At 51.5% G+C, this 15158-nt stretch carries 14 protein-coding genes; 10 read left to right on the top strand and 4 right to left on the bottom strand.

The window, feature by feature from the left end; all coding sequences use genetic code 11:
• Window positions 1-25 precede the first annotated feature (25 nt).
• Together ACY692_RS06420 and ACY692_RS06415 are read left to right on the top strand one after the other, a co-directional pair.
• A complete protein-coding gene (locus ACY692_RS06420) occupies window positions 26-625 on the top strand; it encodes a hypothetical protein (RefSeq protein ID WP_462324523.1) in 600 nt (199 codons plus the stop codon).
• A 9-nt stretch (window positions 626-634) separates the two neighbouring features.
• Complete coding sequence (locus tag ACY692_RS06415) at window positions 635-1150, top strand: hypothetical protein (RefSeq protein ID WP_462324522.1); 516 nt, start codon at window positions 635-637, stop codon at window positions 1148-1150.
• Between the two features lie 14 nt (window positions 1151-1164).
• Here ACY692_RS06415 and ACY692_RS06410 read toward each other — a convergent pair whose 3' ends face one another.
• Window positions 1165-1662, bottom strand: a complete 498-nt coding sequence (locus ACY692_RS06410; RefSeq protein ID WP_462324521.1) for a hypothetical protein — start codon at window positions 1660-1662, stop codon at window positions 1165-1167.
• A 273-nt stretch (window positions 1663-1935) separates the two neighbouring features.
• On the opposite strand from ACY692_RS06410, the gene ACY692_RS06405 reads away from it, so the two are divergent.
• Window positions 1936-2334 (top strand): Ros/MucR family transcriptional regulator, encoded by a 399-nt coding sequence (locus tag ACY692_RS06405; protein WP_462324520.1) that lies wholly within the window; start codon window positions 1936-1938, stop codon window positions 2332-2334.
• Window positions 2335-2697: 363 nt separating this feature from the next.
• Here ACY692_RS06405 and ACY692_RS06400 read toward each other — a convergent pair whose 3' ends face one another.
• Complete coding sequence (locus tag ACY692_RS06400; protein ID WP_462324519.1) at window positions 2698-5196, bottom strand: DNA internalization-related competence protein ComEC/Rec2; 2499 nt, start codon at window positions 5194-5196, stop codon at window positions 2698-2700.
• Window positions 5197-5538: 342 nt separating this feature from the next.
• Between ACY692_RS06400 and ACY692_RS06395 the strand changes: the two genes are divergently transcribed.
• From ACY692_RS06395 to ACY692_RS06365, 7 genes are all read left to right on the top strand, one after another.
• On the top strand, window positions 5539-7239 hold the full coding sequence (locus tag ACY692_RS06395) for a sensor histidine kinase (RefSeq protein ID WP_462324518.1): 1701 nt from the start codon (window positions 5539-5541) through the stop codon (window positions 7237-7239).
• An 11-nt stretch (window positions 7240-7250) separates the two neighbouring features.
• Entirely contained in the window at window positions 7251-7685 is a 435-nt protein-coding gene (locus ACY692_RS06390) for a response regulator (protein WP_462324517.1), read from the top strand.
• Between the two features lie 3 nt (window positions 7686-7688).
• Complete coding sequence (locus ACY692_RS06385; protein WP_462324516.1) at window positions 7689-8078, top strand: response regulator; 390 nt, start codon at window positions 7689-7691, stop codon at window positions 8076-8078.
• Between the two features lie 5 nt (window positions 8079-8083).
• Window positions 8084-8518: a response regulator gene (locus tag ACY692_RS06380; protein ID WP_462324515.1), complete on the top strand. Its 435-nt coding sequence runs from the start codon at window positions 8084-8086 to the stop codon at window positions 8516-8518.
• 53 nt (window positions 8519-8571) lie between these two features.
• Window positions 8572-9846, top strand: coding sequence for a sulfite exporter TauE/SafE family protein (locus tag ACY692_RS06375; RefSeq protein WP_462324514.1), 1275 nt, complete (start codon window positions 8572-8574; stop codon window positions 9844-9846).
• Between the two features lie 2 nt (window positions 9847-9848).
• Window positions 9849-10571, top strand: a complete 723-nt coding sequence (locus tag ACY692_RS06370) for a hypothetical protein (protein ID WP_462324513.1) — start codon at window positions 9849-9851, stop codon at window positions 10569-10571.
• 291 nt (window positions 10572-10862) lie between these two features.
• On the top strand, window positions 10863-11762 hold the full coding sequence (locus tag ACY692_RS06365; RefSeq protein ID WP_462324512.1) for a hypothetical protein: 900 nt from the start codon (window positions 10863-10865) through the stop codon (window positions 11760-11762).
• Between the two features lie 188 nt (window positions 11763-11950).
• Here ACY692_RS06365 and ACY692_RS06360 read toward each other — a convergent pair whose 3' ends face one another.
• Together ACY692_RS06360 and ACY692_RS06355 are read right to left on the bottom strand one after the other, a co-directional pair.
• Entirely contained in the window at window positions 11951-14491 is a 2541-nt protein-coding gene (locus ACY692_RS06360; protein WP_462324511.1) for a TIGR03960 family B12-binding radical SAM protein, read from the bottom strand.
• Between the two features lie 118 nt (window positions 14492-14609).
• Window positions 14610-14969, bottom strand: coding sequence for a hypothetical protein (locus ACY692_RS06355; RefSeq protein ID WP_462324510.1), 360 nt, complete (start codon window positions 14967-14969; stop codon window positions 14610-14612).
• Window positions 14970-15158 lie beyond the last annotated feature (189 nt).

The following is a 15158-nucleotide window of genomic DNA, read 5'->3' as shown; positions in this document are numbered from 1 at the left end:
ATAGCCACAACCCTTATCTATAGCGATGAAAATCAACAAAGAAAACAAGACAACCGTATTCCGGAAGTTGGCGGTGCTGTACAAGGACATGGAAGCCGCCTACCAGGATGTGGCCCATGAAATCGGTCTTTCCTGTGTAGACTGTGAGGACAATTGCTGCACCAGTTACTTCATGCACCATACCTATGTGGAATGGGCGTATCTATGGAAGGGCATGAAGACCCTCACGGAAGACGATCGTACCCTCTTTCTTGAAAACGCCAAGCAATACGTTGCGCAGGCAAACAGGGATCTGGCTCGGGGAAAACGTCCGCATATCATGTGTCCGTTGAACAAGGACGGGCTATGTGGATTGTACTCGCACCGGCTGATGATATGCAGGATGCACGGTGTGCCCAATTCCCTGACCAACCCCAATGGATCGACACGAGCTTTCCCGGGGTGCTTCAAGAGCCAGGCGATCCTCAAGGAAATGCAGCACCCACCGGTCCTGGATCGAACACGGCTTTACTTCCGTCTTGTCCAGCTGGAACAGGCATTTCTCGGGCCCAAGAGAATCCGCTCGTTGCCCCGGGTGAACATGACCCTTGCAGAAATGCTTGAACAAGGACCGCCAACCGTGTAAGCATTGTTTATGCAACAGACAAACTATCTCCCACTGCGGGTTCTTGTTCTTGTCTTTTTGTTCCTGTCCGGATGTTCATCATTGAGTGTCCAGCACCTGTCTCCCCAACCATGGACAGCCGATACCCCCTCGTCCCTGCGGCTCAAGTTCTGGGATCTTTCCTATAGATGTTCGCGGGAGGATACCACCTTTGACATCTCCGGCAGGGCCTATCCCCGAACGGACCGTCTCCCTGTTTGGGGTACATGGCTTTCGAAAATGGTTCTCACTGCCTACGTATCTGATATCCATGGCAAAGTGATAGCCAGAAAAAGTCTCGGCCAGGAACCGGGCCCCCTCCCCCCCGCTTCCGGGATCCCCTTCCGGTTCACCCTGACGACAAAAAAAGCGGTGCCCGATGCAGCCATCACCTTTGGCTACCGAATGGTCGTGCTCCCAACCCGTCCTTGCAAGCAACCAAAAAACCCCCTGACAGCGAAAAATACCCAGATTTTCTTCGCCAGTCAGGAGGCCTTGCGCCACTGAGTCCTCTTATCCCATCAATGCACGGTGGAGGAATTTTCTCCCCCCTGCGCCCCCGATTGGGTCGATTCCATGGACAAGAGTACCTTCTGGCCCTGCTCGGAATCTTTCCAGGTTTCAAAAAGCCCCACCCACTCATCAAACCCTATGATCTGCTGAGAGAGCTGGTCATCATGGAGTTCCAGCCACGTGTTAAAAAGATAAATCTCCGTGGTAAACTCTTTGCCGTCCAGCGTCTTGTGTATTTGCTTCGACTTGTATTCTTTCCCGTCGAACCGCTCCCAGATACAATCGAGAATCAAGCGCTGTGAATTCTGCGGTGTCATCTTCACCTGGCACATCGCTTCGGCCAGCTCGTAGAACTCACCGTAGAGAGCTTTGATTTTTTTCATATGGTCCGCATCAGGAGCAATGACCAAATCTTCCCCCTCCTTTTTTATAAAATAAAAACGCATCCATTGCTCAAACTTAACCACGGAAGAAAGATCCGTTACGATTTTCTTGGTTGAAGCCATCTCATCTCCTTTGATTTAGATATATATCTTATTGTTTTTTAATGGTTATTGACAACAGAAACAAACCATGACTTCACAGTGAGAGACCGTATTTTCAGCTGTACCCAATGCACAAAAGGATGTATATCGTCTCTGCCTTTTTTCATTTTGCTATTGAAAGCATGGTCTAAACAAAATAAAATATGATAAAAATTGAAAAAGCGTTGACATTTATTTTTCAAATAATTAGTTCAGAAGAAATATTACTTACAATCCATAAACCTGGAGGAAATAATGGAAGATTATCTCAAAGAAGCGTTAGAGATTGTCAAGGCCCAGGCTAGTGTTCGAAACATGACAGAAGAAGAAATTACATCCATGGTTCAATCTTTATCTGCAGGAATCCGCAATATCGCTGAAGATACCTCGGATGCAAGTACAACTGCCGAACCTCCTGTCGATCCCAAAAAGGCCATCCGCGAAAAAAGCGTCATTTGTCTGGAGTGTGGAAAAAGCTTCAAGGTTCTGACCAAAAAGCATCTTGCCACACATGGACTGACACCGGAAGAGTACCGCTCCAAATGGGGCTACAAAAAAGGTACATCTCTGGTAGCCAAATCCCTTGCCCGCGAGCGTCGCAAAAAGATGAAAGACATGAAGCTCTGGGAGAAGAGGCGCTCAGCTAAGGTTTAGTTAAGTTTTAGTATTTAGCTTAACAAAATCAACAGGGTAGATGTTTACGACGTCTACCCTGTTTTTTTGCGTGTACCCCCGGAAAGGGTACCAAAATTTTTCGTAACGTTTTGCGTGCATTCCCAGTAAAAAAAACGCTACTGCCATCAAGGGGCCCATCCAGCCCCACATTTCCAATACAGGGCAGGATTCCCTCGACAAAGGGGGAACCCCTATCCTGTATTTTTTTTATTCTCAAGTAATAACTCCTTGGCAAATCCAGAACGGTATCCAGAACAATCCCCCCATGACGCATACGGGATGTCCCCGCCGGAATCTTTCCCCCACGCTGCTCCACGCTCATGGTTCTGCGTAGAGCGGAAGTCACCATTTCCCCCACCGCCCCCACGTTCCCCACCGGGGGGCAAGCACGGCACTTCCGGGCTCCGCGCGCATAGCATGGACACTCATGTCCTCTCCACTCTTTTCCGTCCAACGTACCTCCACCGCCCCGTTGTCCCCCGTGGACAGAACCATACAGCCCCGCCGCTTGAGCGAGGAAACCACATGCTTGGCGGGAAAACCGTATCGGTTGCGCCATCCTGCCGCGGCAATGGCCACTTTTGGGTCGACCCGATCATACAATTCCTCGCAATAGCTTGACCCGCTCCCGTGGTGGGGGAGCAGGAGCACATCCGCGCCCAGGGGGACACCCGTCCCCAACAGGGACGCCACCCCCTCCCTCTCGATATCCCCGGGAATGAGCACTCTGGCCTGACCATCCACAAGGACACGCAGAACCAGAGAGCGGTCATTGTTTGAAATATGACCGAGATCACCGTGGGGATGCAGGATTTCGATACCGACCCGTGGCCCCAACCCGATATGTGTACCGGCCCCGACCGTATGGACAGGAACCCCGCTTTTTTCCAATGCAGCGGATAACTGTCGCCGGTCCCACGTCCCCTTTGGATAGATCCCGTTGGAATAAAATCCGCCGACACGGCACGACAGGAGTGGATAGTAAAGCCCCCGGAGATGGTCGCAGTCGCTATGGGTCAGAAAGATCCCGTCAAGACCGGGGGATTGGCCCCGGGTGATCACCGGGGTGACAACGGCCCGGCCCATATCAAAGGTTCTGCTCCAGGATCCCCCACCATCCACGAGAATCCTTCGGCCACCGGGCAGTTCCATATACACCGCCTGGCTCATCCCCGTATCCATGACCAGTAACCGACAGGTATCTCCAGTACGCTCGAAAGAGGCCAACAAAGCGGGCATGCACAGCATGGCCAGACCAACGCCGAGAAACGCCACGGTCCTACGCACCGACGGCACCGTTTTCCGCCATGTGACCAGAAAAAGGAGGAGCAGGAAATAAAACCCGAGCGATTCCCAAAACCCCGGCCGCAAAGCCTGCAGGGTATCCAGATACCCGAGATGCTCAATAGATGTCAGCCAAATGAAACACCGGTCCACAATCCAAGCGACCCCCTGCAGAATACCCACTCCCAGCCCCTGTACCCAAGGAAAAGACGCCAACAAGAGTCCAATGAAACCAAGTGGCAGAACAACAAAACCAAGCAGCGGTATCCAAACGACATTGTAATAGTGATGCATAGCCACCGCACCAAAATTCCATACCTGCACAGGAAGTATTGCGAGATTGGAAACAAGACTCACAACCATGATAATGAACACATATGCACATGTTTTCTTGAGTAAAGATTGTCCTGCCCATGTATGCAAAATTCTTTGGATGGGCGGTACCAGACAGATAATCCCTGCGACGGCAAGAGCGGAAAACTGCAGGCTTATAGAAAATACGGCCACGGGCGACCAGACAATAATGAGACAGAGAGCAATACAAAGACCGTCAATGCCCACCCTGCTACGATTGAGAAGCAACAACAAGGCCCAAGAGAAAAACATTATCCCTGCACGCAACAACGAAGGGGTGAACCCTCCAAGCCACATGTACAGCATAATGAGTGGAATGCCAAAAAAGACAGCCAGTTTCGGACGGGGTATGCGCTGATATATCCCAGGATGGATCTTCCCGATCACCCAGGCCACCATCCACCCGAAAAGGGCCATGAACCCGAGATGGAGACCGGACAGGGCCAGGGTATGCACGATTCCCGCGGCCTGGAGGGTCGAGTAAAGATCGTGGTCGATGTGTGACCTGTCCCCCAGAAGAAGGGCCAGGAGCAGTCCCCGGCCCAAACGGGAAGAGACAGCGTCCAGCAGGGTGGCACGCAGTCCGGTCCGCAATCTCTCCAAGACGGTTGCCCGTTGAGGAGTAAATGCGAGGGTAGAGGGATTGTCGATATAGGTCCGCCAATAAATCCCCTGCCGGTGCCAATACACCTCCCCGTCCCAACACCCCGGGTTCTTCAGGGAGCGGACCGGGCGGATCTTGACTCTGCCGGAAAAATACTGCCCCGGGAGCGGGACCGTGTCGGCGTTGCGGACCGACATGAGGAGAATTCCCGGCAGGTCATAGCCGCCTTGTGCATCGCCTATGTGCACATGTTCGGCATAGACATACATACGGTTCCCCAGCCGGGACTTCACGTCTTCGACACACCCGCTGACCGGCACCTTTGTGCCCAAAAGACCGGCGGGCGGCGTGTCTGCAGGGGGGGAGGGAAGACGGAACCATGTGTACCCCCATCCCAGAAGGACCATGGCCAGCAACGCGACAATCCCCACACGGTGGGGGATCGAACGGACCAGCCAGAGCAGACACCCCGTACCGACGGCAGCCGCCAGAGGGTGTGCCTGCCCAAAACATCCAAGAATAAAAAAGAATAACAGGAATTCCCAGGGCAAAAGCGGGGATGACGGGACGGGTTCGTTGGATATCGAAGGATTTCTCAAGTGGATATCTCTTCCCTTACGCGCTGTATTTTACATACTGTAAAAAAATCTGACAGATGCGGATTTATTTTTGTTCCATATTGTTCCAAGAAGACGCATATCCGGATGCCGGGCCAAAGATTTTAGCCAGATATCCAAAAAAATCAGCAAAAAACATTTTGGCACGCCCATTGCCAAAAAATAGTAAAAGGAGATAGGCAGCCTTGTCCGAGCTTTTCTTCTGTACGGCAAAGAACCACGTTCACATGGAATTTTTGGCACGACAAATCCAGTACCGTCGTGCTCCTAGAACAGACTTCCCAAAACCACGCGGGTCCGGCCACTATGCGCAAAGAGAACGGCATGAACAGAGAAGAGATCACACACGATGAATCGTATTATCACAATCTGACCAGGAATATGATCGTCAAGATGATCATTGCCTCGTTCACCCCGCTCATTCTCATAACCTTTATCACATCCTATAAATACAACAATGCGTACAAAGAGAAAGTAATAGCCCATATCCAGGAACTTGTCGAAAGGCATAAACAGAATATCGACAACTTTCTCAAAGAAAAACTGGCCAATATTCTTTTTCTCTCCAGGACCTGCTCCATTTCTATGCTCGACAGTGAAAATGCCCTAAAAAACAAACTGGAACAATTGCGAGAAGAATACGGTCCTTTCTTTGTCGATATCGGCCTTGTCAATTCACAAGGGATGCAAACCGATTATGTCGGTCCATTCAAGCTCGGGAGGGTCGATTACTCCCAAGCGGAATGGTTCAAGGAGGCCATGGTAAAGGAGTATTACATAAGTGATGTCTTCTTGGGTATTCGGGGGCTCCCCCATTTTATCATTGCAATCCGAAAAACATATGGCGAACAGCAATGGATTCTCAGAACAACGATCGACTTCGTTCTTTTCAATGAACTGGTCAAGAATATCCGCATCGGCAATACAGGAAGGGCGTTTATCGTCAACAGGAAAGGGGAACTGCAAACAAAACTCCAAGTCAACCAGCCCGATCCTGAAACCATCAATAACGATATTCTTACCCGGAATATCCCTGGCGATGAAGTCGAGGTGTTCCAAGGATCCTATTCAAGTGACCACAATTCCTTATACCTTGTCACAACACTTAACAATGGGAAATGGGTCCTGATTTTTCAACAAGACGAAAAGGATGCCTTTTCCGACCTGTACCAGACGCGTAATCTGGGCATCATCATATTTTTTCTCGGCAGCTGCAGTATTTTTGTCATGGCCGTCATTCTATCCAGAAAAATGGTCAGCCAGATCAAAAAATCCGACCAGGAAAAAGAGATGATGAACGAGCAGATCATCGAGGCGGGCAAGCTCGCATCCCTTGGGGAACTTGCTGCGGGCATCGCCCACGAAATCAATAATCCCGTGGCCATCATGGTCGAAGAGGCGGGATGGATGGGTGATATCCTCGACGAAGAGGAATTCAGGGAGAGTGAAAACTATAAAGAATACCAGCGGGCTCTTGGACAGATCAGGACCCAGGGGATCCGCTGCAAGGAGATCACCCACAAGCTGCTGAGCTTTGCCCGCAAAATCGATTCGCGGATCCAGGACGTCCAATTGAATACCATCATCGTCGGAGTCGTTGAGCTTTCCGAAAAACGCGCCAGGTATGGGAATGTGGAAATCATCACCAATCTTTCACCGGCTCTGCCGAGCGTCCACATCTCGCCCTCAGAGATGCAACAGGTTTTTCTCAATCTCATCAACAACGCCGTGGATGCCATCAATCACAAAAAAGGCGGGACCATAACCATCACGACACGGCTGGACGGAGAGATGATCGTCACCGATATCGCCGACACGGGTTCAGGCATCGCCAAAGCAAATCTACAGAGAATTTTCGACCCATTTTTCACCACAAAGGCCGTGGGCAAGGGTACCGGACTCGGGTTGTCCATCTGCTACGGGATCGTCAAAAAAACCGGCGGGGAAATTTCTGTCAACAGTGCTGTGGGTAAGGGCACGGTGTTCCATATCCGTATCCCCGTATCCCAGCAAAGCAAAGAATAAAGGAGGCGTATATGGCAACACGGATTCTCTTGGTTGATGACGAAGAAGGTTTTGTCCAAACGATGTCAAAGCGACTCGGGAAGCGCGGAATCGAGGTCAGTAAGGCCTATAGCGGACAAGAAGCCCTGGATTTTCTGTCCGGCAACGACCAGATCGACGTGACGGTCCTTGATGTGAAGATGCCGGGAATGGACGGCATAGATACCCTCAAGGCCATCAAGCAGGACTATCCCCTGGTCGAGGTGATCATGCTCACCGGGCACGCAACCGTTGAATCGGCTATTGACGGCATGAAGATGGGGGCTTTCGATTATCTCATGAAGCCATGTGATATCGACCAACTGTTGACGAAGATCGGTGGAGCAAAGACCAAGAAGCTCAAGCATGAAGAAAAGATTATCGAGGCCCAGATGCGGGAAATCACTTCAAGACAATCATGGGATTGAACGATGAAACATGAGCCATCAGATGGATCCATAGCACTGTTGCTCGTCGATGACGAGGAAGGATTCGTCAACGTCCTGGCCAAAAGGATGACCAAACGCGGTATAGAGGTCACCGGGGTGTTGACTGGGACCGAAGCTCTCCGGGTTCTCAGGAGAAAGGATTTCGATATCGTGATCCTTGATCTAAAACTCGAGGAAATGGATGGAATTGAGGTGCTCAAGATCATCAAAAAAATGGCTCCGGATATTCCCGTTATCATGCTCACCGGGCATGGATCGGAACAGGCCGCCGAGGAGGGACTCAAATGCGGTGCCATGGATTATCTCACCAAGCCGTGTGATCTCGAGGAATTGATCGAAAAAATCAACAAGGCCGTCCCAGAAGGGAGGTGAATACCATGGAACGGAATTTTTCCGTGCTGCTCGTTGATGACGAAGAGGATTTTCGATCAACGCTGCTCAAGAGACTGTCCAAGCGGAACATAAAAATTGCAGGTGCCTCCAGTGGATCGGAAGCCATCGGGATGATGCACAAGAGCCCACGGGACATCGTGGTTCTCGATGTCAAAATGCCGGGCATGGATGGGATTGAAACACTGACGGAAATCAAGAAACAGCACCCATTGACCGAAGTAATCATGCTCACTGGGCATGCGAATATAGAGGCTGCATTGGAGGGGATGGAGTTCGGGGCGTTTGATTACCTCATGAAGCCTACGGACATAGATGATCTTTTGTTCAAATTGGAAGACGCCTACCATAAAAAGTTACTCCACGAGAGAAAAACGATGCAACTCAAAAAGGAGGCCGAAAAAAAGAAAGAAAATGTATAGTGCCTTGCAATGTATAAAAAAATTAGAACGATACTCTTCAAGGAGGAATATGTATGGCTTTTGGGAAAAGATTGTACGCCGCCCTCATGGCGGCGACGACGGCACACGCCCGTTGGGATTATGAGACGTCGATGTCCATATTGCGGGACAAGAAAAAAATCCGGTTGCTCGCGTTCATGGTCGTACCGATCATTATCGTGTCCATAGCCTTTGCCGCGTCAGGCTCGTCAGACCTGCCTGCAATTCTTGGGGGCAAGAAAGCCTATGCCCCTGCCTTCTATACCCCGGGGATCTTCATCGCATCCATGCTCATCGGACTATGCGCCGGATTGATCACCGGATGCATCGGGGCCGGCGGGGGATTCATCATCACACCGGCACTCATGAGTGCCGGTATCAAGGGAATTCTGGCCGTGGGGACGGACCTCTTCCATATTTTCGCCAAGGCGATCATGGGTACGACCATCCACAAAAAACTTGGCAATGTTTCGGTGGCCTTGGCCATCGCCTTTCTGGTCGGTTCCATGGGAGGAGTATTTGCCGGAGGCATTTTGAACCGATGGATTTACGAACTCAACCCTGTCATGAGCGATACGTTCATCAGCATCATTTATGTCGTGTTGTTGGGTTTTTTGGGCATATACGCCCTTTTGGATTTCCTCAAACTGCGCAATGCAGGCAACGCTACCGGCGCGGCCACTACACAGACCAAAGACACCGGTGCCGGCCTGCCCGCCAAACTGCAATCAACGATTATCCCTCCGATGATCACCTTTGACCAGGATCTGTTCCCCGGCGGGAAGAAAATCTCGGCCTGGTTCGTGGCTCTTTGCGGTGGATTGGTCGGTTTTCTGGCAGCCATCATGGGTGTAGGCGGTGGGTTCGTCACCTTTCCCATGTTCGTCTATGTCCTTGGCGTGTCCTCTTTTACCGCAGTGGGCACGGACATCTTGCAAATTATCTTCACTGCGGGATTCGCTTCAATCAGCCAGTACGCAATCTACGGTTTCATCTTCTACACCCTCGCAATGGGTATGCTCATCGGATCACTGCTTGGCATCCAGATCGGTGCCATGACCACTAAAATCGTCAAGGGGATCTACATCCGCGGGTTCTATGCCACAGCGATCCTCGCCGGATTCATCAATCGTTTGTTTGCCCTTCCAGGCAAGCTTGGGGAGATGAAGATCATCACAATTTCCGATACAACCACCTCCCTGTTGGCCAGTGTCGGGAACTGGGCCTTCTTTGTCATCATTGGGTTCTTTGCCGTCTGGGTCATCGGCAAATTCCTCGGGAATCTCAATCTGCTCAGAGGGGAGGCATAACAATGATCGTATATGACAAAAAACACTTCTCCATGGGGCTCATTCTGGCGGCCATCTTTTTCGGCGTGCTCACGTACATGTTTTCCCCATCATTTACAGGTGCGCACGAGGAGAAGGTGAACGCCTTCCATGCCTCGGACAATCTTTTCAACTCGATAGCCAAGGGGTCGACCAACTATTTTCCTCGGCTCAAGGAAGAGAATATGGGATACAAGGGCCATACAATCGACCTGCGATTCCAGATGGACAGTCCCGAACTGGCCACCAAGAGTGCCCTGATCATGGAAAAGGCAGGTATCGTTGCCGCGGCATCAAACACCTCCGTCACGGTCAAGGGTGATTTGCACACTGCCGTATCCCAGGCCATCCGGGACGCAGAAAACATGTTCCACAACAAGGGAGACCTCTTGGAAACCAGGTATGGGATGGAAGGTAAAGAAACCCTTTTTGTCTGGTGGAAAATCTTCAAGACCATGGATGTCGGACTCAAACACCAAAAGGATTTCAAAGCGGCAAAATTCGTTTCCGAGGTGGTCAAACGCGGTCTTGAGGTGGGGTATAATTTTTACGGCGTCGTTCCCCAGAATTCAACGACCAAAGCGGGAATGCTCGTATTTTCCCTGACCTTTTATGTTGTCTATACCCTGCTTTGGGGGTTCGCCATCTTTTATCTCTTCGAGGGTATTGGGCTGCAAATGAGTTCCGGGAACAAAAAGGAAATGTAGTTCTTTGGCAAAAACGGACCAGGCTTTGAATCGTGGGGGGAAAACGCGGGAAGAGCCTGCCTTTCACCCCACCCGTATGCCCCTTGAACGCACGACGTCCCTGCACGACGGACAAAACAAAGGTCTTCCAGATTATTCTGGAAGACCTTTGTTAATGGGAACCCTTTCCACGTGTCGGCCCCTATCAAGCCCCTTAAATATCTTGGACAAAAAGCGGAGTTGCCGGTAAGGGTCTCCGATCACCTGTCCCGATACAATCCGTTCCCTTCCAGCCCACACGTGGAAACCAATATGCGCAACAACATGTTATTCTTGATTCTGGTCCTGACCTGTTTTCCCTTGGTGGCATCCGGTCAAAACAAGACATCCTCGGTCGAAGACACACGCGAAACCGGGATGATGACCATGCAAAACAAGATATACGGACTGCAGGCAACCGTCGGATCGATCCGAGAGAAGCTGACGGAAATCGACCAGGCCATACAAAAGCTGCGTACCACATCCGCGACCCACGGAGAGGATATCCTCAAGGCCCTTGACGCAGTGAATACGACAAACTCCAACACCCTGGAAATGGGAGAAACGCTCGGCGAGGAAATATCCCGAATAAAAAAACTGCAAAAGGAGCAGGCCCAAGGGTACGCGGCCCTGCAGACAATCCAGAAAAAACGGAATCAGGAATTGTTGCAGTCCATTACCGCCCTGGACAAACAAAGCGCAGAACTTCTCAAGAAAAACTCCAGTGATGTCCAGAAACAAATCCTCGGGATCCAGAAAAAAATGGAAAACAAGGATCAAACTATCCTGAAGATGCAAAAAAAGATCACCCTGCTTGAAAACAGCCTGGCCACACAGAAAAAACTCTCGCAGGAAATCAAGGATCTCCTGTCCTCACAGAGAGAAAAAACCCTTGGGCATTATTCCTCTCTCGAGAACATCAACGCCACACTCTCCGGACTCCAAAAACGATCCCAAACAGAACTCAAAAATATCCACCAATCCATCACCCAGGTGGTCACCTACGGACTCCTGTCCATCGTCGGGGTAATGCTGGTCATCGTCATCATTCTGCTCGTCACCCGCAAAAAAACCGCCCACGTCCATCGCTCCGAACACAAGAGTTCAGCGCCCCATGCCTCCGTGGGGGAAGAGGATGACGAAATACTCAAGTGGCTGAAAGAAAAAGAGTAACCGGTTGGCAGGATATTCCGGTCCGGCAAGCCCCATGCCCAACCCATTGTTTTTCTCGCCTCCCGGGGCTCGGAAAAACGGGGGATTCGCGAATCGCCCCTTGAATCTATCCGGAATGATTGCGCTTGTGACTATTTTTACCGGGAATTGCTGACCGGTTGGTCCACAAAAATGGCGGGGAAACGTCGTTACATGATCTGACGTTCCTTGACCATCGAAAAACCCAGGGGATCAAGACCGGTACAGACCGCGTTCAGCAGATTCAACGGATTGGCATACCTCTCTTGCCAGTCAAAAACCACCTTCAGGGTATCCTTGTCCAGGAAAACACTGGATTTGACACATGGTCTCAGATCGATTTGGACCGTTTTTCCCCGCTTATTCCTCTTTTCGATGGAAAAAGAATCGCCGGCAATAAATCTTTCCCAGGCTGTCAGATGCTCACGGACCGCTCCGGACGGACCCGTGAAACAGATGGTGTACTCTTCGGCAACGGTCTGGCTCTGCTTTTTGCCCATACCCAAACGCTGGGCGGCGAGCACCCGCATCCCCTCGGGAAGCTGTCCGGCCATACGGTCCAGGATATCCTCCTCGGTCAATTCCTCCCGAAAATATATGTTCACCCATTCGGCCTGACTCCCGACCCCCACAGGTAGGGCCATACCGAACGACATCAGGGGCATGGGATGGAAACCGGCCGAAAAGGTTGCGGGTAAACCGGCCCTGCGCAAACTCCGCTCAAAAATCCTCTGCAGTTCAAGTTGGCTCAAATATATGGACAGCCCCAGTTTACGGTACCACAAACGGTAGTGGCAAACCTTGCTGGTCAAACGGTCCTGATCGATGGGAGGGACATCCGGGCAGGATTCTTCTTGTTGGTCCCGGTCGACATTGTTCAGTACCGGCTGTAACGGGGTTTCTTCGGACGGGGTGAGAATGGACGGGTGGCCGTCGAAACCGCACACACCGCAATTGCGGCACGGGTTGTACCGGCAGTCCGGTGTCAGTTTCCGGCCAAGGGCCCTTGCCCGCTCGGTACGCAGGAACCTCTTGCTCACCCCACTATTGAGATGGTCCCAGGGCAGCAAGGTTTCCGGATCCCGTTCTCGGAGATAGGCATCAGCATCACATCCACACTCCTGCATGGCCTCGAGCCAAACAGGCAGGTCCAGATGGTCCGACCAGCTGGAAAAAATCGCCCCCTTGCGGAAAGCAGATTCAACCACGCGGGCCAGTTTTCGATCCCCCCTGGAAAAAACCCCCTCCAAAAAGCTCATGTGCGAGTGGTGCCACTTGAGATGTAAAAATCGGTAGCGCGTAAAAATTTTCTTCAAATAATCGATCCGCTCCTCGATTTCCCGCATGGTGATCTGTGGCTCCCACTGGAAAGGAGTGAACGGTTTGGGCACAAAGGGAGAAATGGCCGCAGTAATCCGGACCTGTTTCGCTTTTTTTCCAGCGGCCTCCCGGACTTTCAAACAAAGATCCAGAATTCCATCCAGATCCTCCTGGGTCTCCGTTGGCAGACCGATCATGAAATAGAGCTTGATACCCTGCCATCCATGGGAGAAAACCATGCGACAATGCCCCAGAATCTCCTCTTCGGTGATCCCCTTGTTGATCACGTCCCGCAACCGCTGGGTTCCCGCCTCCGGGGCAACGGTCATTCCGGTATGCCGGATCTCGGCCATGCGTGAAAGCAGGGATCCATTGACCGATCCGGCCCGCAGGGAAGGCAGGGAAATAGAAACCTGCTGGTCGCGGCACTGGGCATAGGTCTGCATGAACAGCCCCTGAAAAGCGGAAAAATCTCCGGTACTCAAAGAAAGAAAAGAAATCTCCTCATACCCCGTCTGGGCCAGTCCCTGATCAATAATCCGCTTGAGCTCCACAAGTGACCGTTCACGGGCCGGGCGGTAGACCATGCCCGCATGACAAAACCGGCACCCGCGCGTGCACCCTCTGGCGATTTCCACGGTCAGCCGGTCATGCACCGGTTTACCGTACGGAAGAATCTGTCTGGTGGGAAAATCGATGGTATTGATGTCTGCGACACTGCGCTTTTCAGGCACGGGAACCCCGGAAGAATCAGGATGCGGGACCGAGCCCGAACCGGTATCGACAAACAAGGAAGGGACATACACGCCGGGTATCGCGGCCATCTTCTGCAGAAGACTGCCGCGGGAAACGTTTCTTTGGCGTCCGGTCCGGAGGGCTCCGATGATGTCCATCAAGACCTCCTCCCCATCCCCGAGGACCATGAGATCACAAAACGGGGCAATGGGTTCGGCATTCAGGGTACATCCACCACCGGCGATGACCAGCGGATGTCTCCCGTCCCGCTGCTCGGCCCGGAGGGGAATGCCGGCAAGATCGAGCATATACAAAATATTCGTATAGCAGAGCTCGTGGGTGACACTAAAGGCAATGGCATCCAAATCTCCTAGCGGGGTGTCGGATTCCAGTGAGGCCAATGGGGTATCGTGTTTTTTGAGCAGGTCCGCCACCTCTTTGGGAGGCGCAAAAACCCGTTCAGCCCACACATCGCTTGGTTTGTTTGCGAGTCCATACAGGATCTTCTGGCCCAGATAGGACATCCCCACATCATAGAGATCAGGAAAGGCGAGGGCCAGTCGAACCGCCATTGCGGCCGGTTCCTTGTGGACAGAATTTATTTCGTTACCCAAATAATGGCTTGGGCGGGGAAACAGGGGAAGGAGTTCTTTCATGGTATCGGTGGTAATAAGTGACGGGGTCGAAAACACCCCGGAAAGAAGACAAAAGGCACAAAGGAGATGCTCGTTCCTTTGTGCCTTGGCAGGTCATGCTCTCCCCGGATATAGGAGATTATTTCTTGAAAAGATCACCGAGATTGGAGACGTTGCCGCCACCGTGTCCGAGATTTTCCAGGTTTTTCAAATCTCCCGGCGTGGAGAGGGTCAGATTGCTCGAAGCCTCCATGTATTTGGTCTTCAGCTCCTCTGGCACGGTCCGGTACTCGTACATGACATGGTTCATGGAAATCTCCCCCCCGATTTCATTGTCGAAAGGGTAGCCAAAAGGAAGTAGCATCATCTGGACATCACCCTGTTGGGTGGGAATGGTCTGCAATGTCGCGGGGTCCTGGATCTTATTGTTTTCCACGTCCCATTTGCCGATGACCATGTCGCCATTGATCAGTTTCACCAAGCGGATTTCAAGGGCCATTGTTTTCTCCTTGATTCATGAACGGATTTTCATGAAATGATTTTGTTACTAAAAATGAAGTCAGCCACTAAAGCGTGATCCGCAGACTGTCAAGATCCGTGGTCCGGTCATCACAAGCACGGCCATGTCTTGCAGCCGACCTTGTGATAAAACCACGATCAAGTCACTGTACATTTGGAAAACATCGTA

This window comes from Desulfoplanes sp., from assembly GCF_054921335.1.
The sequence above is the reverse complement of the archived record's forward strand: the minus strand, read 5'-3'. Positions and strand labels throughout refer to the sequence as shown.